The following is a 24,419-nucleotide window of genomic DNA, read 5'->3' on the forward strand; positions in this document are numbered from 1 at the left end:
ATTGCATACAATTGTCATAAATAATCATTTTAGTATAAAATTTATAAGTAAAAGTATCGTTTATTGATAAAATTTTGTTACTTTAAACTTTTATATTAATACAGAATACCATAATGATAGAAACCAAAAAGTCGCTTTTTGATAATCTTCAAAACTTTTTTGGGTTTGATAATTTCAAAGGCGAACAAGAGTCGATAATTACGAATATATTAGCAGGCAACGACACTTTTGTTATTATGCCTACGGGTGGGGGCAAATCAATGTGTTATCAGTTACCGGCTTTGATGAGTGAGGGGACCGCCATTGTAATATCACCGTTGATAGCATTAATGAAAAACCAGGTAGACCAGTTACGGGCATTTGGCGGATCAGACAGCATAGCACATTTTTTAAATTCATCGCTTACAAAATCAGATATAATACGTGTTAAAGAAGATGTGCTGAGTGGAAAAACAAAGTTACTTTACGTTGCCCCCGAATCACTTACTAAACAAGAAAATGTCGACTTTCTTCGCCTTAATCATGTATCGTTTGTAGCGGTTGACGAGGCGCACTGTATATCTGAATGGGGACATGATTTTAGACCTGAGTACCGCAAGATCCGTCAGGTAATTAGCAATATTGGCGATGGGATTCCTATTATAGCACTAACCGCAACAGCTACGCCAAAAGTTCAGCAGGATATCCAGAAAAACCTGCAAATGAACAACGCTACGGTTTACAAATCGTCGTTTAACCGGTCTAACCTGTTTTACGAAGTGCGCGCCAAGCGTAACGTAAATAAAGAGATTGTTAAATACGTTAAACAAAACGCGGGCAAGTCTGGCATTATTTACTGCCTTAGCCGTAAAAAGGTGGAAGAAGTGGCCGAAGTGCTTGCGCTGAATGGCATAAAGGCTTTGCCGTATCATGCCGGTTTGGATGCTAAAGTGCGTGCAGATACGCAGGATAAGTTCCTGATGGAAGATGTTGATGTTATTGTAGCTACTATTGCTTTTGGGATGGGTATTGACAAACCGGATGTGCGTTATGTAATACACCATGATGTGCCTAAAAGCATGGAAGGGTATTACCAGGAGACCGGGCGTGCCGGGCGTGATGGGGGCGAGGGTGTTTGCGTAGCCTTTTATTCGCAGAAGGACGTTGATAAGCTGCAAAAGTTTATGAAAGACAAGCCGGTTTCTGAACGCGAGATCGGTACACAGATATTGAAAGAAGTAATTGACTACGCTGAATCATCTGTATGCAGGCGCAAACAGTTGCTCCATTACTTTGGCGAGAACTTTAACGAAGCCGGTTGCAACAACATGTGCGATAATTGCTGCGCATCTAAACAGCATTTTGATGGCGAGGAGCAATTGCATAAAGCACTTAGCATTATAAAGCAAACCGGCGAAAAGTTTGATGACCACCATATCTTTAACATTTTAATGGGTATTGACGGGCCGCAGATACATAATTACGAGCATCATTTACTTGATCTGTTCGGATCAGGTAAAGCGGATGGCGAAATACTATGGCACTCATTATTACGCCAGGCTTTGCTAAACAACTATCTTTCAAAAGATATTGACCAATACGGCTTATTAAGGCTAACCAAGTTGGGGCATTCGTTTTTAGAAAACCCGCACAGCATTCGTTTTGTAATGAACCGCATTATAGAAGCTTCTGATGATGATGACAGCGAAGACGGCCCTAAACAGGCAGGTGGCGCGCTTGATTCGCAATTGCTGCAATTGCTGAAGGACCTGCGCAAAAAAATGGCAAAGCAAAAGAATCTGCCGCCATTTGTACTCTTCCAGGATCCGTCGTTAGAGGAAATGTGTACGCACTATCCCATCTCGCAGGAAGAACTTCGCCAAATATCAGGCGTTGGTGCCGGTAAAGCCATGAAGTTTGGCGGACCGTTTATTGATCTGATAAAGAAATATGTTGAGGATAATGATATTGACCGTCCGGTTGATATGGTTATAAAAAGCGCTGCCAATAAATCTGCGCTTAAGGTATTCATTATCCAAAATATAGACCGCCATTTAAATCTGGAAGATATTGCAGCATCAAAAGGCCTTACTTATGAGGAGGTTTTAAAAGAGGTTGAAACTATTGTTAACTCGGGCACCAAGCTTAACCTTAATTATTATATTGATGAGGTTATAGATGAAGACAAGCAGGAAGAAGTGTTTGATTATTTCCGCTCGGCCGAGATAGATTCTATTGATGATGCCCTTGTTGAACTGGGATCTGACGATTATACCCGCGAAGAAGTACAGCTGATGCGGATAAAGTTTATGTCAGAGTTGGGGAATTAGATTTTTTTTGATTGCACCGATTTTTTATATGATTACACCGATGATTGACTATAAAAATCGGTGTAATCAAAACTAAATCATTGTAATCACCATTAATCTCTCATATTAATATACTGCAACGGCTGCCCGAAATCGTCTTTTCGGCATAAGCTGATGACCGCCTGCAGATCATCTATTTTCTTACCTTGTACCCGCACCTGGTCGTCCATAATAGAGGCCTGAACTTTTAAGCCGCTGTCTTTTATTTTCTTCACTATTTTCTTGGCGGCTTCTTTGTCTATACCCTGCTTAATTTGGATCTCTTTACGTATCATATTGCCTGATGCATATTGCTCCTTGCCAAAATCCATCGCCTTTGGGTCAAGCTGCTGCTTTATCATCCGGCTGATGATGGCATCCTGAATAGCCTTCATGCGCATATCATTCTCGGTAACAACAGTTACTACGTTGGTTTTTTTATCCAGCTCAATAGAGCTCTGTGAGCCGTTGAAATCATAACGGTTCAGTATTTCTTTTTTAGCGACGTTAATAGCGTTATCTAACGTTTGTCCGTCAATTTTACTTACAATATCAAAGGTTGGCATAATAGTTTATTTAAAGGCGGTAAAGATAATGTATATAAGCTTTTAATTGTTGAAAAATAGGCGAGTGTATATTAATCAAAACATTCAATATACCAATCTCTTAATATTAAGTTAACAAATAAATAAGCAGTTTTGCAATTAATGCCTTCCGGCAGATGATGATTCTATGGATATTAAACGTATACCTTTAGTTAACAGGGAAATAAGTTGGTTGTTTTTTAATGATCGCGTTTTGCAGGAAGCTGCCGATCCGACTGTTCCGCTTATTGAAAGAATTAAATTCCTGGCCATATTTTCATCCAACCTTGATGAGTTTTATCGTGTTAGAGTGGCAACGCTAAGCAGGCTTACCAACCTTAACATAAAAGCTAAGGAGATATTAGGATATAACCCTAAAAAACTGCTTAGCCAAATAAAAAACGTGGTGGTAAAGCAGGAACGGAAGTTTCACAACCTTTACGAGAATATAATTGTAAAACAGCTTGCTGAGGAAAAGATATTCCTGTTAAATGATAAACAGCTTAACGTTGCCCGTGGTACATTTGTTAAAAACTACTTTCGCGAAAAATTATTGGCTACGCTTGTGCCTGTTATGCTTGAAGCAAGTAAGCCCTTACCCGAACTGCGCGACCGCGCTATTTACTTTTTTGTTAAGCTCACGCGTGATAAGAAAGTAAACTATGCTTTGATAGAGATACCTGATAACCTATCGCGGTTTATAGTACTGCCTGATACCAATAATCTTAAGTTCATTATTTTATTGGATGACGTTATAAGGTACAGCTTAGAAGACATCTTTTTCATTTTTGAGCACGATGCTATAGAAGCCTTTTCTATACAACTAACCCGCGACGCGGAGCTGGATCTGGATAAGGTAGTTAGCGAGAAGTTTATTGACGCTTTATCTAAAAGCCTGGATAAAAGAAAAAAAGGCAAACCCATGCGTTTGTTATACGATGCGGACATGCCTTTAGAAATGCTTAAGTTTTTAGTAAGCAAAATGGGGGTGCATGGCGAAAGTTTGATACCGGGTAACCGCTACCATAATTTTAAAGATTTTATTGCCTTCCCCAATGTAGGCAGGCCGGAGCTGGAGTATGCAAAATATCCTGCTTTATCTGTGGATGGATTAACGTTTGACAGAAGCCTTATAGCCATGATCGCGAAGCGCGATTATTTGATAAGTACACCTTACCAAACTTATGATTATGTGATCCATTTTTTGCGCGAAGCGGCAATTGATCCCAAAGTTAAAGAGATAAGCATAGCTGTGTACCGTTTGGCCGAAAACTCAAGGATAATGCACGCCTTAATAAACGCTGCAAAAAACGGCAAAAAAGTGAACTGCCTGGTTGAGCTGCGTGCACGCTTTGATGAGCAGAACAATATTGGCTGGAGCCGTAAACTGGAGGAAGAAGGCGTAAATGTAATTTACGGCATCGAGGGCTATAAGGTGCACTCTAAAATATGTTTAGTTAGCCGTGCAGAAAAAGATAAGATAGTTTATTATGGCTGCCTTTCAACAGGTAATTATAATGAAAAAACCGCTCGCATTTATGCTGACCACACCTTGCTTACAGCTAACAAGAAGATAACGGCAGATATGGCAGAAGTTTTTAAAGCCGTGAATAAAGGCATTCTGCCAAAAGGTTTAAAGCATTTAATTGTATCGCCTTTTGACTCAAGACCGGCAATTTATAAGCTGATAGACAATGAAATTAAGCAAGCCAAAGCAAAAAAGCCTGCTTACATGATATTGAAAATGAATAGCCTGGCCGATGAGCAGTTGATAACTAAACTATACCAGGCCAGTAATGCCGGCGTTAAAATCCAAATGATAGTGCGTGGCATGTGCTGTTTGGTGCCGGGCGTAAAAGGCTACAGCGAGAACATTGAAGTAGTAAGTATAGTTGATAAATACCTTGAACATGCGCGTGTACACATATTCTGCAACGGAAGTGATGAACTGATTTACCTTACATCTGCCGATTTTATGAGCAGGAACATTGATAGCAGGGTGGAAGTAGGTTTCCCTATTTACGATAAGGCGATAAAAAAAGAAATACGCGACATCATTGACATACAGTTGGCTGATAACACCAAGGCGCGCGAGATTAACAGCCACAATAGTAATAAGTACCATAAAACCCGTTCTGAAATTCCGTGCAGGGCGCAGATAGACATCTACAATTATTTGAAATTTAAAAACACCGCAAGTTGAGATACGCAGCAATAGATATAGGTTCAAACGCAGTAAGAATGCTTATTGCAGATATAATTGATAACAATGGTTCAGTTTCCTTTAAGAAGAACACGCTTATCCGCGTTCCGTTACGTTTAGGTGATGACGCGTTTTTAAACAAACACTTATCTGATAAGAAAGCGAATGATCTTGTTAAAACTATGCACGCTTTTAAGGGCCTGATGGATGTTTACAAGGTAACCGATTACAGAGCCTGTGCTACGTCTGCAATGCGCGAAGCTAAAAACGGAGCGGAAGTTGTAAAGCGCATTAAGGAAGAAGCCGATATAGATCTGGAGATAATTCATGGTGAGGTAGAGGCCAAAATTATATATGCCAGCCATGCCGAGGATGAGATAGACCGCACTAAAAACTATTTGTACATTGATGTGGGTGGCGGAAGTACAGAGTTATCATTGTTTTCGGCAGGTAGCCTTGTCGCTTCTCAATCTTTTAATATAGGTACCATCCGGATATTGGATAATCAGGATACCGAGGAGACCTGGAACGATATGCGGGAGTTTCTGCGCGAACACACCCGGCATTACAAATCCATAGCTGGCATAGGTACCGGTGGTAACATCAACAAGCTTTACCGTTTGTCTGACGAGAAAGATAAACAGCCGCTTAGTTTCGCTAAATTAAAATCGCTTTATAACTATCTGGAGTCGTTCTCACTTAAAGACCGCATCAATGTTTTGGGCCTTAATCAGGATAGGGCGGACGTTATTATCCCCGCAAGTGAGATATACCTGGCGGTGATGAAATGGGGAGGTATAAAGCATATTTACGTGCCAAGTGTTGGTATGGTTGATGGTATAATACAGACGCTTATAGATAAAAACCTGGCGGGGCGTTAAATTAATTTTTACTAATTGTTAAAAATTAATAAAAACTCTTATTATATTTGTGTTGCCCTTTCCAAAGGGCATGTTTTTCATAGGTAGATGTGGGGTCGGGTACTTGTATTCGACCCTTTTTTATACCCATAACTTTCTTCATCTTTGCTCCACTATTTGTTTACCGGTTTATGAAAAAAAAGCTTGTTGTTGCTGTTACAGGTGCAAGCGGATCTATATACGCTGATCTGCTTTTTAAAAAACTGGCGCAATTGAGCGATCAGCTACAAGAGGTGGCTGTTGTAATGAGCGATAACGCCAAGCAAGTGTGGCGGTTTGAGTTAGATAACGATAACTACCAAAAGCTACCGTATAAATTTTACGCCAAAACCGATTTCATGGCTCCGTTCGCATCCGGATCTGCAAAGTTTGATACCATGATAGTCATCCCTTGCTCTATGGGTACTTTAGGCCGTATAGCAGCCGGAACGTCAGACGATCTTATAGCCCGGGCTGCCGATGTAATACTGAAAGAAAGAAGGAAGCTGATTTTGGTTGCACGCGATACGCCCTTAAACCTTATCCACATTAAAAACATGTATACGGTTACAGAAGCCGGCGGTATTATTTGCCCGGCAATGCCATCGTTTTACAGTAAACCGCAAACTGTTGAAGAAGTTGCGGCAACTGTTGTTGATAGGGTGGTAGACCTTGCAGGTTTACAGAACCAGAGCTACCGCTGGGGCGAATAGCGGTTATTAAGCAATAAATCTTATCGCGCTTATATTGTGCTGAATATTTGCTGCTATTTTCCCAATCAGATCGTGCTCTAAAAAAGGTTTTACAACAACATCATTGGCACCTGCCATTACATACTTATCGCGGTCCTCTTTTAAAACATTAGCCGTAAGTGCCATTATTAATGTATTAGCTTTTGACTCGTCGTTATGGGTGCGGATGTATTCCATCAATTGAAGCCCATCAAACTCAGGCATCTCAATGTCAGTTAAAACTATATCATAATCATTAGCATCTATTAGCCGTGTAGCCTCCAATCCGTTGTAAGCTTCATCATAGGTTATCTTCCATTTTTTTAAAATGGTTGCAGCAAGTAGTACGTTAAAACGGTTATCATCAACTATAAGAGCATGCTTGCCGCGTACTATGTCGGCTATAAAATCTATGTTAAGCGTTTTGTCAGCTACGCAGTCGTTGCTCTCAGTTATTTTAAGTGGTAATTCAAAGCTGAAAGTTGAGCCAACGCCGGGCGTACTGGTTACTTTTATGCTGCCACCCTGCAACTCAATTATCTTTTTGCAGATAGCCAAACCCAGGCCGGTGCCTTTGTGGCGGGTAGCTTTCTGTGCTTTCTCAACCTGAGAGAATTCTTCAAAAATGTGAGGCAGGTCATCCTTATCAATACCTAAACCCGTATCAATAACACTAACTTTTAAAATGGGATTGTTAAGATGTGACTTATCTATATCGGCATACAAAGTTACCTTACCTTTAACTGTAAACTTTATGGCGTTACCCAGCAAATTCATTATTACCTGTTTTAAACGGGTAGCATCACCATCACAGCAAAAATTTTCGGGAACGTTATTGTATTTTTCAAGTTGGATGCCTTTCTTTTTAGCATGAATATGCATGGTGGTAAATATGTCTTCAACAGCATTGCAGGGTAAAAAAGGCTGACTGTCAAAGTTCATTTTACCGGTTTCGTATTTAGAAAAATCCAGTATCTCATTCACAAGCTCCAATAGCATTTCTGATGAATTGCGAATGGCCATAACTTGTTCTTTTTGGGTAGACGAGAGGACGCTTTTAGTAAGTTGCTCAGAAAAGCCTATTACAGAGTTAAGCGGGGTGCGTATTTCATGACTCATGCCGGCCAAAAAATTACTTTTAGCCTGTGCGTATTCTTCGGCTTTCTCACTGTATTCAATTATCAATTGCTCATTGCGAAATATCTTCCAGATATTGTAAAAAACCAACACAAGCAAAAACACCACAAAAAGAAAATTTACAACAGATACTTTCTTGAACTCCCAAAAAATACCCGCCAAATTTTTCTGTAAAAAGTTTTTACTGTTCTCGGCATACACGATCTCTGAAGCGCGGTAATTTTTTAAACCCGATATTATTTGTTGAGTAAGGTTGTTATTCAACAGTAACAGTTCTTCCTCTTTATCACGTAGTTTATCATTTACCGTGTTTAGGTTATTAGAATAAGTTTTGTAAGCATGTGTATGCCTGGTTATTGCAGCTTTATTAAGTACTTGTTTATAAACAACGGTGTCTTTTTTAACTATAACCTCTTTTTCAACAGGGGTACCTGTTTCGTTTTTATTAGTTTGTAACCTGTTTTTAGGGTTTAGCGAGGAGATCAACTTTCCAAAAAACTTTTTCTTTGGTTGTGCCGCGATATTTTGTTCGGGCTGCGATACAGTTACAGTATCAAAAGTTATAGTATGTTCAACTTTTACAGCGGGTTTGTCTATTTGCTTTTCAACCTGCGTTAAAGATTGGACTATAGTTTTTGACCGATCTATAAGCTTGTCGTTGAGTATCTTTAACTTAATATATTCGTTACTCTTTGCCTTTTTTTGTTTAATAAGGTCGCTTAAATTCTGCGCGGTGTTTTGGTTGACGCCGCTGGCAGCTCCCAATCGCAGCTTTTCGCTTATGCCCAACACATCATCAATATCTGCAGATGATCTTTGAAAATAATATTTTTCGCCAGTAACAGTGTAAAGCCTGGCATTGTTATCGGCATTATTAAGTTTAATGATGCAGCTATCTATAAGCTCCGAGTTTTCCCGCGCCGAAATTAGTTTGCCAATGTTATTTCTTAAGGCATCTGCCTTTTGGTAATGAAGCAGCAGGTATTCTGTACTCACAAATAGCACGACAAATAATAGCACTACAAGGCCATAGCGCATTACAGGTATTTTTTGTTTACTAAGGGGAAGCATAAGCAAAAACAGGGGTAGTGTAAAGTATCAGTTGTTAATTAATAATTAAGTAACGCCTTGCTATATAAAAGGTTCATAATAAAGCCATTCTATTTAGTTGTAAAAATGAACGAAATGGATGATTTGTTAATTTGTGAATAGATGAGAACGGCTTGCTTGAAATGCCAAACTGATTTTCAACCTCGGTTTAAATAGCTATCTTTGCAGATTGAAAATGAACAAGAAAGTTGCTTTTTATACGCTGGGGTGTAAGCTCAATTATTCCGAAACTTCCACCATCGGTCGGCTGTTTAATCAAGCCGGTTTTGATACGGTTGATTTTACTGATACACCCGATGTATTCGTAATTAACACCTGCTCGGTAACCGATAATGCTGATAAAAAATGTAAAAAGGTTGTTAAGGAAGCGCTAAAAATATCTCCCAACGCATATGTTACTATAGTAGGCTGTTACGCACAGCTAAAACCAAAGGAAATAGCCGAAATACCGGGCGTCGACATGGTTTTGGGTGCTGCAGAAAAGTTTCAGATAGTTGACCATATTACAGACCTTACCAAGAAGGAAAAGGCGTTGGTGCTTAATCAGCCGGTGTCTGAAGCTAACGAATTTGTATCTGCCTTTTCCATAGGTGATCGTACCAGAACTTTTCTTAAGGTGCAGGATGGTTGCGATTATTCTTGTACATTTTGCACTATACCATTGGCCCGCGGCGCCAGCAGAAGTGATACCATTGCAAGCGTGTTGCTGCAGGCTGAAAAAATTGCCGCTTCGGGCGTACGCGAGATAGTATTAACGGGTGTTAACCTTGGCGATTTTGGAATAATAAATGGAGAACGCGCCAATAAATTCTTTGATTTAGTGCAGGCATTGGATGAAGTGGTTGGAATTGATCGCATACGTATATCATCCATAGAGCCCAACTTACTTACAGACGAAATAATTGAATTTGTTGCCACATCTAAAAAATTTGTGCCGCATTTTCATATTCCCCTACAATCAGGCTCTAATAAAATTCTGGGTTTAATGCGCCGTAGATATAAGCGCGAATTATATGTGGATAGGGTAGAAAAAATAAAACAAGTAATGCCCGACTGCTGCATCGGTGTGGATATTATTGTTGGTTTTCCCGGCGAAACCCGCGAGGATTTTATTGATACATATAACTTCCTGAATGATCTGGATGTTTCTTACCTGCATGTATTTACTTATTCTGAACGCGAAAACACACTTGCTGCCGAAATGAAAGGCGTTGTGCCGGGCTCAACCCGTGCCGAGAGGAGTAAAATGCTGCATATTCTTTCGGATAAAAAGCGTCGCGCTTTTTATAACACCCAGTTAGGTAAAACTGCCGAAGTTTTATTTGAGGGGGATGTTAAAGAAGGCTTTATGCATGGCTTTACACGTAACTACGTTAAGGTTAAAACTAAATTTGACCCGGTGCTAGTTAACGAGTTAAAAACCATACAATTAACACAAATTTCACCCGATGGTGATGTTGAAATAACCGAAAGCGAAGAAATTTTGGTGCATTAAAACCTATATTCGTTTCAAATAATATAACTATGTTTCCAAGCCTGAGTTCGCTTATTGAATACCTTTTTGGTTGGAATGTCCCCCTGCCCATACAAACGTTTGGCTTCTTTGTAGCACTTGCTTTTTTAGCAGGTTATTGGGCTTTCTCATCAGAATTTAAGCGGAAAGAGCAACTTGGTGTAATTCATCCCTTTGAAAAAGAGATAACTGTTGGCGAGCCGGTGTCTATGTCTGAATTGGCAGGCAACGCTGTGTTTGGTTTTCTGTTTGGTTTTAAGGTGGTTGATATGCTGTTTAACTACCGCGCTTTTGTTGACGACACACAGGGGTTTATCCTGTCAGGCCGGGGTAATTGGATTGGTGGAGTTGCTGCTGCGGCTATATTTACGTACTGGGCCTATGCAGAAAGTAAAAAACAGGTTTTAGCTAAACCGGTAACAAAAAAGGTCAAGGTACATCCGTACGAATTAATGGGTACTTTGTTACTCTGGGCTGCAGTTTTTGGTTTTGCCGGCGCAAAGCTGTTTAACGCCTTAGAGAACTGGAACGATTTTATGAGAGACCCCGTTGGCATGCTGATAGGGTTTGAAGGACTTACCTTTTATGGCGGCTTAATATGCGGCGGAGCTGCTGTGCTTTATGTAGCTAATAAAAACGGTATCAACTGTCGCACCATGTTAGACATTGGCGGACCCGGCATGATGTTAGCTTACGCCGTTGGCCGCATAGGCTGCCAAATGGCGGGTGATGGCGATTGGGGGAAACCAAACATCCACCCAAAACCGGGGTGGTTAAGCTGGGCACCTGATTGGATGTGGGCATTTAAGTATCCGCATAACGTAAGTCATATGGATTACGATAATGTGATACCTGGCTGTGTTGGTAAATTTTGTAATGAGTTGAAATTAGCCGCTTACCCAACACCATTTTACGAGTGCGTGATATGTTTAATACTATTCGCGTTTTTGTGGAGCATACGCCACCGGATAAAACTTCCGGGTGTTATGTTTGGCATTTACATGATATTAAACGGCGTTGAGCGTTTTTTAATAGAGCTTATACGTGTTAACACTAAATACATATTGTTCGGCATACCATTTACGCAGGCCGAGTTAATTGCACTTTGTTTGATTATAGGTGGCATTGCACTTATTGCAACGGCAAAAAAATATACAGTAACACCCGCAGTTAAACATGGCTAATGCAATTGCAGGGCATAAATTATTAAAGAACCAGGCTGTAAGGTTTATCCTGTCTGCCGGGGCTGGCTTTTTGGTTGATATTTGTGCCTTTTACCTGCTATACCACAATTTTTTTGAAAGACCTTTTTATACCTTCTTTGGGTTTGAATTTAATAATCACACGCTGTCGTTAGGTGTGTCATTCTTTTTGGGGGTGATGGTTAACTTTTTAATTACCCGGTATTTCGTTTTCAATGAATCTGTCTCTACGCCGCTCAAGCAGTTTTTACGTTTCTCTACAGTAGCGGTTATCGGTTTCTTTGCTAACCTGTTTTTGTTAGAGATCTTTGTAAAACAACTCAATATGTATCCGCCGGTTGCACGTATAACCGCGGCATTAAGTTTGTTCTTCGCCAGCTTTTTTGTGCATAAAGCATTTTCATTTAGTTTATCATTACGTCACCATGCATCTACAAGAAATAACAGCGAAGGTAATTGAAGTATCAAAACAGGCCGGAGCATTTATACGGAAAGAACGCGAAACTTTCGCCGCTGATAAAATAGAATTCAAAGGACTGAATGATCTGGTATCATACGTAGACAAAACCGCCGAAGAGATCATTGTAAAGGGACTGGAACAAATACTGCCTGAAGCGGGTTTTATTACCGAAGAGCAAACCACTACAAAATTAGGAGAACGCTATAACTGGATAATTGATCCGTTGGACGGTACCACCAATTTTATACATGGCCTGCCTGTGTTTTCTGTAAGCATAGCGCTTAAGGAGGATGATGAGTTGGTTATAGGTGTAGTTTATGAGGTAAATCTAGACGAGTGCTTTTACGCCTGGAAAGGCGCTCCGGCTTATTTAAATGGTAAAGAAATTAGCGTAAGCAATGCGCCAACCATTAGCGACAGTTTATTGGCTACGGGTTTCCCTTATTACGATTTTAGCAAGCAGCGGCAGTACATAGCTTTGTTTACACATTTAATGAAAAGCTGCCATGGTCTGCGCCGTTTAGGCTCTGCAGCTGTTGATCTGGCTTATACTGCCTGTGGCAGGTTTGATGCTTATTACGAGTATAATTTAAATCCGTGGGACGTAGCTGCAGGTATTGTAATTGTGCGACAGGCAGGTGGCCACGTAGTTAACTACAGCGGTGGCGATGAGATACTAAACTCGCGCGAGTTACTGGCAACTAACGGTAAGCTAACGGGGGAGATGCTGGGAGTGATAGATGAGTATTTTAAAGATTAGTTATTGAAGATTAAAGATTGGTGTTGGCTTGACTACTAATCTTTAATCTTCAATAACTAATCTTTAATTATAATGCTTCCGATACTACTTCAGTAACTTCAGGCACCATACGCTTAAGTAAATTCTCAATACCCGCTTTAAGTGTAACAGTTGATGATGGGCAGCCACTGCATGAGCCACGAAGCTCAACAGTTACAACACCTTCGTTAAACGAGCGGTAAGATATAGCGCCGCCATCCTGCTCAACAGCCGGGCGTACGTAATCATTTAATATTTGCTGTATTTTTATTTCGGTATCAGTACCTTCAAACGCAACTTCTTCCTGCTCTTCCAGCTGAACCTTATATTCAGATTCAACGGCGCCTTTAACAAACTCTTTTATTATCGACTCAATATCGTTCCATTCCGCATCCTCAGTTTTAGTAACCGTAACAAAGTTGCTGGCAAAGAATACACCGTTAACAAACGAGAATTTGTACAACTCCTTAGCAAATGGCGATTTCTCGGCGCTTTCTTTAGTAGGATAGTCAACACTGCCGTTTATCAGCAACTTGTTCACTATAAACTTCATGGTGGCCGGGTTCGGGGTGCTCTCGGTATATACGTTGATGGTCATCTTAATCTTATTTAAATTGAATAAACAAAGTTAAACAGGTTTTTCAATTAATGTAATCCGCTCGTTTCATTTGACTTCGTTGTGACTAATGAAACATTCCCATTCAACGAATGTTATTTTTCGTAAGGAAAATTCCTTGCCACTTTTTTCATCATACGCTGCATCATTTCGTCAGCGGTAGAAAATACCCCCTCATTCATTTGCTTATAAAACCTCCATAACAAGTTTCCATCCTTACCGTCGTTTATTTGCATAGTAAGAGAGCCGGATGCAGTACTACCCCCAAACCCAAATACAAGCGTTTTCGCAATAGCGGCTGCTTCGCTACCAGTACGTTGGTATGCGTACCCCGCCTGTATAACTGCATCCACCTTCAATATCTTACAGATAGAATCGGCGGTTATAGCGTCAATTTTATCGAATATGTTGGCTTGTTTAAGTAATATATTAGTGCGTTGAGTTTCTTGAAATGTTACAAAGTAATCATTAGATTTTCTTAAAAGATAAGTATACATACCTTGTTGCATATTGATACCTTCTTCCCGTTCTTGAACAGCATTATCCGCAGCATTGTAATTTTTAGGGAATTTTTTATAAGATATCGTAACTCTCATGGGCAAAATGGCGACGGTTTTATGTGATGTCAGTATTTGCTTGAGATTGGCAATTTCATACGTCTGTTTTGCTTGACCGAATGAGTTTGAAGCGACAAATAAAATCAGGAATGTCAATAAAAGGAACGTTTTCTTCATAATCAAAGAATGTTTAGGGTTTGAATGTTAAAAATTGTGAATAAGTATCTAATATAAGAGGAATAACCGAAATCATGAATGAGAAAATATGAGTCAAATACCTGTGTAATTGCTCGGACTAATTCCCTTTATTTCTTCTTTTATATCCTCATCAACCTGCAGTGTCTCTACAAATTCAGCAATAGTCTGCGCATTAACATGTGTATTAGTGCGCGTAAGCTCTTTCAATGCTTCGTAAGGATTTGGGTAACCTTCTCGGCGCAATATGGTTTGTATAGCTTCGGCAACAACTGCCCAGTTAGCTTCCAGGTGGTTGTTCAAGGCATCCTGGTTAAGTAATAGCTTATTCAAACCCTTTATGGTTGATTTTATAGCAATTAATGAGTGAGCAAACGGCACGCCAATATTACGCAGCACGGTTGAGTCGGTAAGGTCGCGCTGTAAACGGGATATAGGCAATTTAGCCGCCAAATGCTCAAACACCGCGTTAGCTATACCCAGGTTACCTTCAGAGTTTTCAAAATCAATAGGATTTACTTTATGCGGCATGGCAGATGATCCTATTTCGCCCGCTTTTATCTTCTGCTTAAAGTAATTCATAGATATATAGGTCCACATATCCCTGTCCAGATCTATCAATATGTTATTAATGCGTTTTAAAGCATCACACTGTGCAGCAAAGTTGTCGTAATGCTCAATTTGGGTGGTTGCCTGCGAACGATTTAGGCCCAAAGTATCATTAACAAATCCGTTGCCAAAGGCTACCCAATCTATAGCCGGATAAGCAATTGCATGCGCGTTAAAGTTGCCGGTAGCCCCGCCAAATTTTGCGGCATGTGGCACATGCTTTAACTGAGCTAATTGCTTTTCTATCCGCTCTATAAACACCTGAATCTCCTTGCCCAAACGGGTAGGAGATGCAGGTTGCCCATGCGTATGCGCCAGCATGGGGATGTTGTCCCAATCGGCAGCATATTTTTTAAGGATCGCTATCAATTCATCAAGCGCCGGATAGTAAACTTCATCAAGTGCCAGTTTAAACGAGTAAGGTACAGCCGTATTATTTATATCCTGTGATGTAAGGCCGAAGTGGATAAACTCTTTGTAAGCCTCCAGGCCAAGACCATCAAATTTCTGTTTAATAAAGTATTCAACTGCTTTAACATCATGGTTGGTTATCTTTTCGATGTCCTTAATGCTTTGCGCATCAGCTTCGGTAAAGTTTTGATAAATGCCGCGTAACTTACCGGATGCGTCTTTGTCTAAACCCTGTAGTTGAGGTATAGGATGCTGGTATAAAGCTATAAAGTATTCAATTTCAACAAATACACGGTGTTTTATAAGGGCGAATTCCGAAAAATAAGCGGCAAGCGATGATGTTGTATTCCGGTAACGTCCGTCAATAGGTGATATAGCTGAAAGTGCAGTAAGATTCATTTACTTATGGTCTGAAATTTTCTGCAAAGGTAACAAATTTTGAGTTGTGATTTGCTTTTTGAGCAGCTGTTGAAGGAAGTTGAAAAATATTTTGATTTGGAAACTTTAAAATCTAAAAATGTTTCCATAGTTTTGACCAATTAATTCAATGGTTCAAATAGAAAGAATAATACAAGGCGGCGAGGACCTGTTTTTAAAGGCAGGGATAAAGAGCGTAACGATGGATGACATAGCCAAACATGTAGGCATGTCGAAAAAAACCATCTATCTTTTTTTTAAGGATAAGAACGAGCTGGTGATAGCCCTGGTGAAGAAAAAATTGCATGAGGATGAATGCCAGATCAAGGATATCATAAGTAAGTCAGCCAATGTGATAGACGAGATGATCAATATGATGAAGTGTTCAGAAGACGTTTTTTCACGTATCAATCCTATTGTTATCCATGATATGCAGAAGTATCACCCAGAGGCCTGGGAAGTTTTTCAAAATTTTAAGGCAGATGTGATAATACACACATTGGAGGAATTGCTGACCAAAGGAATAAACCAAGGCTACATACGCCCTGAAATTGATGTTAGAATAATGGCTCGTATGCGCGTAAACCAGGTAGAAATGGGTTTTAACACCAAGCTTTTTCCATTGGCCGAGTTTAATCCCTGGAAAGTGCAGAGCCAGTTTCTGGAGCATTTTAACTACGGCATCTGTACGCTAAAAGGGTATAAACTTTTAAATCAGTATAAAAATATTAACAATGAGTAATGCTGCTGACATAGGGCTGTCATTACAGAGAGCTTACTTTGACAACAATAAATAGAAACAAACCAACACACAATATATACATGAAACATATACTATTAATTACATCGCTCTTCTGCGCCACGGTCCTAACGGCGGTTGCGCAGCAGGCACCCGCATCGCATAGCTTTTCGCTGGCTGATGCCATTAAATATGCCCATGAGCACCAGGACTCGGTTAAAAATGCCCAGCTTGACGTGCAAAGTGCAGAATATAAAGTTAAGGAAACCATAGGCACCGGATTGCCGCAGATAAATGGCTCAGCTACCTTTCAGGATTTTATAAAGCCGCCAGTATCTGTAGGTCCTAACTTCTTGAGCGGAGGTCCTATTGATCCAAAAGCCAGATTAATAACCTTCCCTTTTGGTCCTATAAAGTATAACAATACTTATTCTTTAACGCTAAATCAATTGTTGTTTAGCGGGACTTTTATTGTTGGCTTACAGGCTGTTAAAACATTTAAAGAGCTTTCGTTCCGCAGTTTGAGCAGGTCTAAGATCGAAAGCAGTGTTAATGTTACCAAGGCATACTACCAGGTATTGGTAAGTGGCGAACAGGTAAAATTGCTCGACGCTAATATCGAGCAGTTAAAACAACAGTTTGACCAAACTTCACAACGCAACAAGCAAGGCTTTGTTGAAAAGATAGACGTGGACCGTTTAGATGTTCAATATAATAATTTGCTTACCAATCGTGAGAATGTGGTAAGATCGCTTACGTTATATAACCAAATGCTGAAGTTTCAAATGGGAATGCCTATTGAAGAAGAGTTGGTTTTAACAGATAAGTTGGCAGATCTGAAATTGGATGCTCAGGTTGGGCAAAATACTGTAGATACTTCCTTTTATCGCAATAGAATAGAGTACAAGTTGTTAGAAACTAACATCACACTTAATCAGTTAGATGTAAAAAGCAGAAAAGCAGAGTTTTTGCCTTCACTTGGTTTAAATGCCGGGCTGGCAGGAGTATTCCAGGAAAACCAGACGAAGTATCTTTACGATAACATTTACTATAATAGCTATTTTGGTTTAAGCTTAAATGTTCCAATTTTTAGCGGTGGCCAACGGGTGGCACGTTTACGCCAATCGCAAATAAACGTTTTAAAAGCTAAAAACGATCTATCTAATGCTGCCAATGGGTTTAAATTACAGGCTAATGCCGCTAACCTAACTTATTTAAATAGCTTACAATCGCTCAACAATCAAAAACGTAGCCGGGCTTTAGCGCAGGAAGTTTTGCGGGTATCAAAGATAAAATATGAGCAAGGTGTTGGCTCAAGTATTGAAGTTACTCAGGCTCAGACAGAATTGGAAACCGCCGATAATCAATATATAGAAGCTTTGTACAATGCATTGCTCAGCAAGGTAGACGCAGACAAGGCATACGCACGTATCAATTAAACTAAACTCACAATACAAATTATACAATGAAAAAAATTATATACATACCCGCAATATTGCTTTTAGCAGCATGCTCAAAGCCGAAAGATAAAAAAGCTGAGTTGGCTGAACTTAAAAAACAGCAATCTGAGTTAAGCGACAAAATAGCAAAGCTACAGGCAGAAATGCCCGCAGCTGATTCTGCAAGAACTACTGACGTTGGAGCAGTTACTGTTAAAACAGGCAACTTTACTAACTACGTAGAGATACAAGGTAAAATTGATGCCCAGGATAACGTTACAGCTTACCCACAGGCGCAAGGCACAATTACAAATATTTATGTAAAGCCGGGCCAGCATGTAAGCAAGGGGCAAACACTTGCAGTGTTGGATAGCCGCGTATTAAAACAAAATATTTTGCAAGCCGAGTCGCAGGTTAGCCTGGCTAGAACGTTGTTTCAGCGCCAAAAGAACCTTTGGGATCAAAAGATTGGTACTGAAGTTCAGTTTCTGCAGGCCCAAACTAATCTGGAAGCCGTGCAAAAGCAATTAGACGCTTTACGCGAGCAAAATGATTTGTACCGGATAGTATCACCTATCAATGGTACTATTGATCAGATGGATCTAAAATTGGGTCAGGCTGCAAGCCCGGGTCAAACAGGTATACGTATTGTTAACGCTGATAACCTTAGGGTTAAAGCAGATGTTCCTGAGTCGTATGCAACCAGCGTAGCGCAAGGTAACAAAGTAAAAATTGTGTTTCCTGATGCGAACGATTCCCTGATAACCAATATCACCTTCGCAGCTAAGGTTATTGATCCGGTGTCAAGAAGTTTTGGTGTAGAGATCAAATTGCCGTCAAGCAGAACGCTTCGCCCTAATATGACCGCTGTTTTAAAGATCGCCGATTACTCAAAAAATAATGTAATAAGCGTGCCTATAAAGGCTGTACAAAACTCGGGCGCGGGTAACTATGTATATGTTAACGCAAATGGTGTTGCTACACGCAAAACAGTAACGTTAGGGTCTACCTCGAACGGACAATCTGAAATATTAGCAGGTTTAGCTTCCGGTGATCAGGTAATTGTTGAAGGTGCGAGCGATATTGAAGAGGGTGACAAAGTTAGAGTTATACAAGTAGGTAAATAACCTTTTAAAAATATCGATCTAATGAAAGATCTGGACAAACAATTTGGACCCTCCAGTTGGGCCATTGAAAATAAGACCGCTATATACGTGATGGTGTTTTTGATCACAGTATTGGGCTTGGTCAGCTATAATAATTTGCCGAAAGAGAATTTTCCGGATATCGCACAATCAAAGGTGTTTGTTACAACACAATATATCGGGCAGTCGCCGCAGAATATTGAAATATTGGTAACCCGGCAGATAGAGAAACAGTTAAAATCACTTAAAGGCCTTAAAAAGGTTACATCAAACTCTTACCAGAACGTATCTATCATTACCTGCGAGTTTAATGGCGGACGTGAAATACGGGAAGCAAAACAGGATGTAAAAGAGGCGGTTGATAAGGCCGACCCCGACCTGCCGCAGGGAGATGTTAACTTAAAGGAATCTACAGTATCAGACATTAACGTTGCCGACCTGCCTATTCTATACATCAATATATCAGGTAACTATGGCTTGAAAAAGTTAAAAGAGTATGCTGATAATTTGAAAGACGAGATAGAAAGCTATAAGGAAATATCACAGGTAAAAGAAATTGGCGCGCTTAAGCCGGAGATACAGGTAAATGTTGATCTCAACAAAATGACTGCCGCGCAAATTAGCTATGGTGATATTATTCAAGCTATAGGTGCCGAGAATATTATTACATCTGCAGGTAATTATAAAGTAGATGGCATGCAGCGTGCTATTGATATTAAGCAGGATTTTAAGAACGCCGAGGAAGTAAAAGCAATGGTGGTTAGAAATCCTAAAGGACAAGCTATCTATCTGCGCGACATTGCAGATGTACAGGATGGTTTCCACGAGCAGGAAAGCTACGCGCGCTTAAAAAACAACAATGATAACGACTTTAAAGACGTTATTACCCTTGCTGTTAGTAAACGCGCAGGCGAAAACCTTATTGAGGCATCGGATAAGATAACCGAGATGATAAAGGAAAAGCAGAAAACAGATTTTCCTAAAGGCCTTAATATTGTAGTAACAGGCGATCAATCTGAAAAAACGCGTACTACTATTAATGACCTGGTAAATACCATCATTATTGGTTTTATTTTGGTAACCATTATTCTGATGTTCTTTATGGGTACCACAAACGCTGTTTTTGTGGCCTTATCGGTTCCGCTGTCATGTTTTCTGGCGTTTATGGTAATGCCTGTGATAGGGTTTACGCTCAACATGATCGTGCTGTTTTCTTTCTTGTTGGCCTTGGGTATTGTTGTGGATGATGCCATTGTGGTTATTGAGAATACACACCGGATATTTGACAACGGAAAGGTACCTATTAAGCAAGCTGCTAAAATGGCGGCAGGAGAGGTGTTCATGCCGGTATTTTCAGGTACCATGACAACCCTTGCACCGTTTGTACCTTTGGCTTTCTGGAATAGTTTGATAGGTAAATTCATGTTCTTTTTACCTATTACATTGATTATAACGCTCCTTGCATCGCTATTGGTAGCTTATATTTTCAACCCTGTTTTCGCGGTTGATTTTATGAAACCTCATGTTGAAGGTGAGCATGACAAGCCAAAGTTTGACAAAAAGGTAGCCCGCGTAGTTATAATCATGGCCATTATTGCAGGCCTTGGTTATATGGTAAACGTAGGTGTGGGTAACTTTGTAATATTTGCAATTTTTATCTACCTGCTTAACCACTTTGTATTATTAAGGGTGATAGACAGGTTCCAGAAAAATGCATGGCCTAAAATACAGGGAGGATATGCTAATTTGATAGAATGGGCTGTGCAACGCCCATGGCAAATATTTCTGGCAACCATTGGTTTGTTTATTTTCAGTATCATGTTCATGGTGGCGCGCGCCCCTAAAGTGGAGTTTTTCCCGCAGGCCGATCCTAACTTTGTGTACGTGTATATAACATTGCCTACAGGTACAGATCAGGCTTATACCGACCAGGTAACCCGCCAACTGGAGCAACGGGTAGCTAAAGTTGTTGAGCCCGATAAGGACATTATATCTTCTGTAATCTCCAACGTTACAGTGAGCGTTACCGACCCGCAGGATGAGGATCAGGGAAACTATCCCAATAAGGGTAAAATTACCGTAGCTTTTGTTGAGTTTGGTAAACGTAATGGCAAGGATACTAAGGAGATACTGGCGAGGATACGTAAAGCGGTAACTGGCGTTCCGGGAGCTAAAATAACTATCGACCAGGAAAACGGCGGCCCGCCAACGCAGAAAGATATTAGTATTGAATTGATAGGCGATGATCTGGATTCGTTGGTGAAAACATCAGACAGACTGAAAAAATATCTGAATAAGCAGAACATTGCAGGTATTGAAGAACTGATACCCGATGTGCAAAGCGACAAACCCGAAATAGTATTTGATATTGACAGGGAACGCGCTAACAGAGAAGGTATTAACAGTACCCAGATAAGCCAGGCGTTAGGTGCCAGTATTTTTGGCGCGAAAGCCGCTGATTTTAGGAACACTAAAGAGGATAACTACGAGATAAATATAAGGGCACGCGAAGACCAGCGCAATAATTTAGACGCGCTGCGCAACCTTAAAATAACCTACCGCGACATGGCTACCGGTGGTGCAGTAAGGCAGGTGCCTATCTCGGCATTTACCAACATAAGGTACACTAATACTTATAGCAACATTAAGCACAAGCAGCAAAGGCGTGTACTCACCTTAGGTTCAAACGTGGTTAAGCCGTTTAACGCCAACGAGGTTAACGCTGAGATAGCACAGGCTTTAACTGACTTTAAAAAACCGGATAACATTTCGATAAAAATGGGTGGCGGACAGGAAGACCAGGCAGAAGCCATGAATTTCCTTTTAGGAGCCCTGGGCGCATCGTTTGGTATCATCCTGATCATTCTGATGGTTCAATTCAACTCTATCGGCAAAACGTTCATCATCCTAAGCGAGATATTGTTTAGTATAATAGGCGTGTTTTTAGGCGTGAGTATATTCGGAATGACAATAACCATTGTAATGACAGGTGTGGGCATTATAGCCCTTGCCGGGGTGGTTGTAAGGAATGGTATTCTACTGGTTGAATTTACCGACCTGCTAATGGAGCAAGGTCAGAATTTGCATGATGCAGTTGTGGAAGCCGGAAGGACCCGTATGACGCCTGTAATACTAACTGCTTTGGCGGCTATATTAGGCTTGATACCGCTGGCAGTTGGTTTCAATATTGACTTTGTGGGACTGTTCACGTCGTTTAAACCACACATTCACTTTGGTGGCGATAACGTAGCATTCTGGGGCCCTTTATCATGGACAATGATATTTGGTTTGGGCTTTGCTACACTTATTACATTAATATTAGTGCCTTGCTTGTACATAATACATTACAGGATGAAGCAACGTTTTTCCGGTAATAAAAAAGTAGATAAGAAAGCTGAGTTAAAAGCTGTATAAATACAGTAAACTATACTTTAAGCCGCCCTTATAAACAGGGCGGCTTTTTTGTTTTGGGAATGATTATTGTATTATCATTGGAAACATCAACAATGGGTAAACAGAACAATATAAGATCCTTTAAGCAGGTATTAGGAATGGGTTTATTGGCGGGCATGCGCTCTGCTGCTGCACCTGCATTGGCCAGCCATATTTTAAGCGATCATAAAGGGGCTGCATTCCGTAATCACCCCATCGGTTTTTTATCATCCATCGCTATAGCAGATGTTTTAAAAGTAATGGCATTGGGCGAATTTTTAGTGGACAAATTGCCTTTTACACCTAATCGTACCAGGCCTGTTTCTGTAGCAGTCCGCTGTTTGTCGGGTGCTTTAGCCGGAGCAGGAATATATAGCGACGCGGGTAGAAAGCCATTAACCGGCGCGGTATTGGGTTGTTTGGTGGCAGGCGCGTCAACCTATGCCAGTTTTTATCTGAGGAAAGGACTCTCTCGTACGGGCGCGGGTAACTTTATATCGGGGGTAATTGAGGATGCATTTGTGGTAAGTGCGGGTATTAAACTAGCTCAAACTGTATAATCTATACGTAACATTTACAGGTTGTAGCAGCTAAATCAAAGCAAACCATAGAATTTTTGATACTTTTGTTAAAAAAGTCAGTTTTAATAAAAAGTTTTTCATGAGTTCAGTAGTTGATCAGCAGGATATAAAACGGGAAAAGATTTTAGAGGCAGCTTATCAGCGGTTTTTGCATTACGGTTATTCCAAAACAACCATGAACGAGATAGCCGGCGACTTATCTTTTTCAAAAGCACTACTGTATTATTATTTTCCTGATAAAAGTCAGTTGTACATAGCGGTAATGCGCAAACTGGCAAATAACTATTTGGATAAGTTAGCAATGGAAGTAGCCGGGTTTGACAACCTGAAAAGCGCCTTTATTTTCCAGATAAATACGCAACATGATTTTATTGTAGAAAACTATAATTTTTTTGACTATTTCAGGCTTAACGAGCAGAATTTGCCAGAAAGCATATGGGAAATAATAGGGGAGATACACGAGACGGAAACCGCCTTGTTAACATCTGCAATAAAAAACGAGGTTGATAAGGGCAGGATAAAACCGGTAGTAAATCCCGGGGAAATTATAGATCTGTTGCTGGATGCTTTACACGGCGTAAGGGTAAGGTCTGTATCCTATAAAAAGGCCATGTTCCCTAAAAAAGAGCATTTAGAAGAGATAAGAGGAAAGAGATTACTTCTTGCCGAAATATTTATCAGAGGGCTTAATTAAAGGGTTTGACTCTGTCAGGTTTCAGTAAAAAAAGCTGAAACAATGTTTAAACACTTAGATGGTAGGTATATTTGTAGATGATTGACAGATAAGGGTTTCCTTATCTGTACAATTAAAGATACTTCTAAAGTTAAGAGGTGATTGTTTTAGAGTGATTAACAGGTTGGCTGTATAGCCAGCCTGTTTTTTTTTAAAATATACTCAGATCAATAACCGACCAGTTTTTTTGCTTGCTGGGCTCGCCACCTTTGTATTGTAGTTTTATTTTAAACTCAGTAGTCGTTCCTTCGGTTTCTACGGTGGATTTTATCACATAAACCGAATCGGAAGTCTTAGCGAACTGGTAACCATCGTCGGCAAAAGATACGCTTGACGATTTTAGGGTGGGCCTTACATATTCTTTTGCAATTTTATAGGCATCCTCATTACTTGGCAGGCCTCTAAAAAACTCCGGCTTTAACGATCCTGTTAATGATATCTTTACCATCATGGAAATTATAATTGCACAAAAAAACAGTACTATCCATACAGCTTTATTAGCAGATTTTTTCTTTACAGATTTTTCTTTTAGGAACTTGTTTTCGGCCATTGGTTTTCAGAAGAAAATTTCGTTAAAATTAAAATTAATTCACAAGAATAC

The 24,419-nt window shown here is 40.1% G+C and carries 20 protein-coding genes; 14 read left to right on the top strand and 6 right to left on the bottom strand.

The window, feature by feature from the left end:
• Positions 1 to 116: 116 nt before the first annotated feature.
• Positions 117 to 2,309, top strand: coding sequence for a DNA helicase RecQ (gene recQ / locus ACFQZS_RS08770; protein WP_377099625.1), 2,193 nt, complete (start codon positions 117 to 119; stop codon positions 2,307 to 2,309).
• A 92-nt stretch (positions 2,310 to 2,401) separates the two neighbouring features.
• Here recQ and ACFQZS_RS08775 read toward each other — a convergent pair whose 3' ends face one another.
• Positions 2,402 to 2,893: a YajQ family cyclic di-GMP-binding protein gene (locus tag ACFQZS_RS08775; protein WP_377099304.1), complete on the bottom strand. Its 492-nt coding sequence runs from the start codon at positions 2,891 to 2,893 to the stop codon at positions 2,402 to 2,404.
• Positions 2,894 to 3,059: 166 nt separating this feature from the next.
• On the opposite strand from ACFQZS_RS08775, the gene ppk1 reads away from it, so the two are divergent.
• From ppk1 to ACFQZS_RS08790, 3 genes are all read left to right on the top strand, one after another.
• Positions 3,060 to 5,114: a polyphosphate kinase 1 gene (gene ppk1, locus ACFQZS_RS08780; protein WP_377099306.1), complete on the top strand. Its 2,055-nt coding sequence runs from the start codon at positions 3,060 to 3,062 to the stop codon at positions 5,112 to 5,114.
• Positions 5,111 to 5,995: a Ppx/GppA phosphatase family protein gene (locus tag ACFQZS_RS08785; RefSeq protein ID WP_377099308.1), complete on the top strand. Its 885-nt coding sequence runs from the start codon at positions 5,111 to 5,113 to the stop codon at positions 5,993 to 5,995. The genes ppk1 and ACFQZS_RS08785 overlap by 4 nt, the downstream gene beginning before the upstream one ends.
• Positions 5,996 to 6,165: 170 nt before the next feature.
• Positions 6,166 to 6,726, top strand: a complete 561-nt coding sequence (locus tag ACFQZS_RS08790) for a UbiX family flavin prenyltransferase (RefSeq protein ID WP_377099310.1) — start codon at positions 6,166 to 6,168, stop codon at positions 6,724 to 6,726.
• Positions 6,727 to 6,732: 6 nt separating this feature from the next.
• On the opposite strand, the gene ACFQZS_RS08795 is transcribed toward ACFQZS_RS08790, so the two are convergent.
• Positions 6,733 to 8,952 (bottom strand): ATP-binding protein, encoded by a 2,220-nt coding sequence (locus ACFQZS_RS08795; protein ID WP_377099312.1) that lies wholly within the window; start codon positions 8,950 to 8,952, stop codon positions 6,733 to 6,735.
• Between the two features lie 214 nt (positions 8,953 to 9,166).
• On the opposite strand from ACFQZS_RS08795, the gene mtaB reads away from it, so the two are divergent.
• From mtaB to ACFQZS_RS08815, 4 genes are read left to right on the top strand one after another with little or no spacing between them, the layout of a single operon-like run.
• The gene (gene mtaB / locus ACFQZS_RS08800) at positions 9,167 to 10,486 is read left to right on the top strand and encodes a tRNA (N(6)-L-threonylcarbamoyladenosine(37)-C(2))-methylthiotransferase MtaB (RefSeq protein WP_377099314.1); all 1,320 of its coding nucleotides are present in this window, start codon (positions 9,167 to 9,169) and stop codon (positions 10,484 to 10,486) included.
• A gap of 29 nt (positions 10,487 to 10,515) precedes the next feature.
• Positions 10,516 to 11,688, top strand: a complete 1,173-nt coding sequence (locus ACFQZS_RS08805; RefSeq protein ID WP_377099316.1) for a prolipoprotein diacylglyceryl transferase — start codon at positions 10,516 to 10,518, stop codon at positions 11,686 to 11,688.
• The gene (locus ACFQZS_RS08810) at positions 11,681 to 12,166 is read left to right on the top strand and encodes a GtrA family protein (protein WP_377099317.1); all 486 of its coding nucleotides are present in this window, start codon (positions 11,681 to 11,683) and stop codon (positions 12,164 to 12,166) included. The genes ACFQZS_RS08805 and ACFQZS_RS08810 overlap by 8 nt, the downstream gene beginning before the upstream one ends.
• A complete protein-coding gene (locus tag ACFQZS_RS08815) occupies positions 12,132 to 12,926 on the top strand; it encodes an inositol monophosphatase family protein (RefSeq protein WP_377099319.1) in 795 nt (264 codons plus the stop codon). Before ACFQZS_RS08810 ends, ACFQZS_RS08815 begins: the two co-directional genes overlap by 35 nt.
• A gap of 67 nt (positions 12,927 to 12,993) precedes the next feature.
• On the opposite strand, the gene ACFQZS_RS08820 is transcribed toward ACFQZS_RS08815, so the two are convergent.
• From ACFQZS_RS08820 to purB, 3 genes are all read right to left on the bottom strand, one after another.
• Positions 12,994 to 13,542 carry a NifU family protein gene (locus ACFQZS_RS08820; protein ID WP_377099321.1) on the bottom strand — a complete coding sequence of 183 codons (549 nt, stop codon included), beginning with the start codon at positions 13,540 to 13,542 and terminating at the stop codon, positions 12,994 to 12,996.
• A 113-nt stretch (positions 13,543 to 13,655) separates the two neighbouring features.
• Positions 13,656 to 14,294, bottom strand: coding sequence for a hypothetical protein (locus ACFQZS_RS08825; protein WP_377099323.1), 639 nt, complete (start codon positions 14,292 to 14,294; stop codon positions 13,656 to 13,658).
• A gap of 93 nt (positions 14,295 to 14,387) precedes the next feature.
• Positions 14,388 to 15,731, bottom strand: a complete 1,344-nt coding sequence (gene purB, locus ACFQZS_RS08830; RefSeq protein WP_377099325.1) for an adenylosuccinate lyase — start codon at positions 15,729 to 15,731, stop codon at positions 14,388 to 14,390.
• Between the two features lie 148 nt (positions 15,732 to 15,879).
• On the opposite strand from purB, the gene ACFQZS_RS08835 reads away from it, so the two are divergent.
• From ACFQZS_RS08835 to ACFQZS_RS08860, 6 genes are all read left to right on the top strand, one after another.
• Positions 15,880 to 16,491, top strand: coding sequence for a TetR/AcrR family transcriptional regulator (locus tag ACFQZS_RS08835; RefSeq protein ID WP_377099326.1), 612 nt, complete (start codon positions 15,880 to 15,882; stop codon positions 16,489 to 16,491).
• Positions 16,492 to 16,571: 80 nt separating this feature from the next.
• Positions 16,572 to 17,927, top strand: a complete 1,356-nt coding sequence (locus ACFQZS_RS08840) for a TolC family protein (protein WP_377099328.1) — start codon at positions 16,572 to 16,574, stop codon at positions 17,925 to 17,927.
• A 26-nt stretch (positions 17,928 to 17,953) separates the two neighbouring features.
• Positions 17,954 to 19,054: an efflux RND transporter periplasmic adaptor subunit gene (locus ACFQZS_RS08845; protein ID WP_377099330.1), complete on the top strand. Its 1,101-nt coding sequence runs from the start codon at positions 17,954 to 17,956 to the stop codon at positions 19,052 to 19,054.
• 21 nt (positions 19,055 to 19,075) lie between these two features.
• On the top strand, positions 19,076 to 22,486 hold the full coding sequence (locus tag ACFQZS_RS08850; protein WP_377099332.1) for an efflux RND transporter permease subunit: 3,411 nt from the start codon (positions 19,076 to 19,078) through the stop codon (positions 22,484 to 22,486).
• A 92-nt stretch (positions 22,487 to 22,578) separates the two neighbouring features.
• A complete protein-coding gene (locus tag ACFQZS_RS08855) occupies positions 22,579 to 23,064 on the top strand; it encodes a DUF4126 family protein (RefSeq protein ID WP_377099334.1) in 486 nt (161 codons plus the stop codon).
• A gap of 100 nt (positions 23,065 to 23,164) precedes the next feature.
• Entirely contained in the window at positions 23,165 to 23,779 is a 615-nt protein-coding gene (locus ACFQZS_RS08860) for a TetR/AcrR family transcriptional regulator (RefSeq protein WP_377099336.1), read from the top strand.
• Between the two features lie 190 nt (positions 23,780 to 23,969).
• Here the strand turns inward: ACFQZS_RS08860 and ACFQZS_RS08865 are convergent, their stop codons facing one another.
• Positions 23,970 to 24,368, bottom strand: coding sequence for a hypothetical protein (locus tag ACFQZS_RS08865; RefSeq protein ID WP_377099338.1), 399 nt, complete (start codon positions 24,366 to 24,368; stop codon positions 23,970 to 23,972).
• Between the last annotated feature and the right edge of the window lie 51 nt (positions 24,369 to 24,419).

It is taken from the genome of Mucilaginibacter calamicampi (assembly GCF_042676765.1).
GTDB lineage: Bacteria > Bacteroidota > Bacteroidia > Sphingobacteriales > Sphingobacteriaceae > Mucilaginibacter > Mucilaginibacter calamicampi.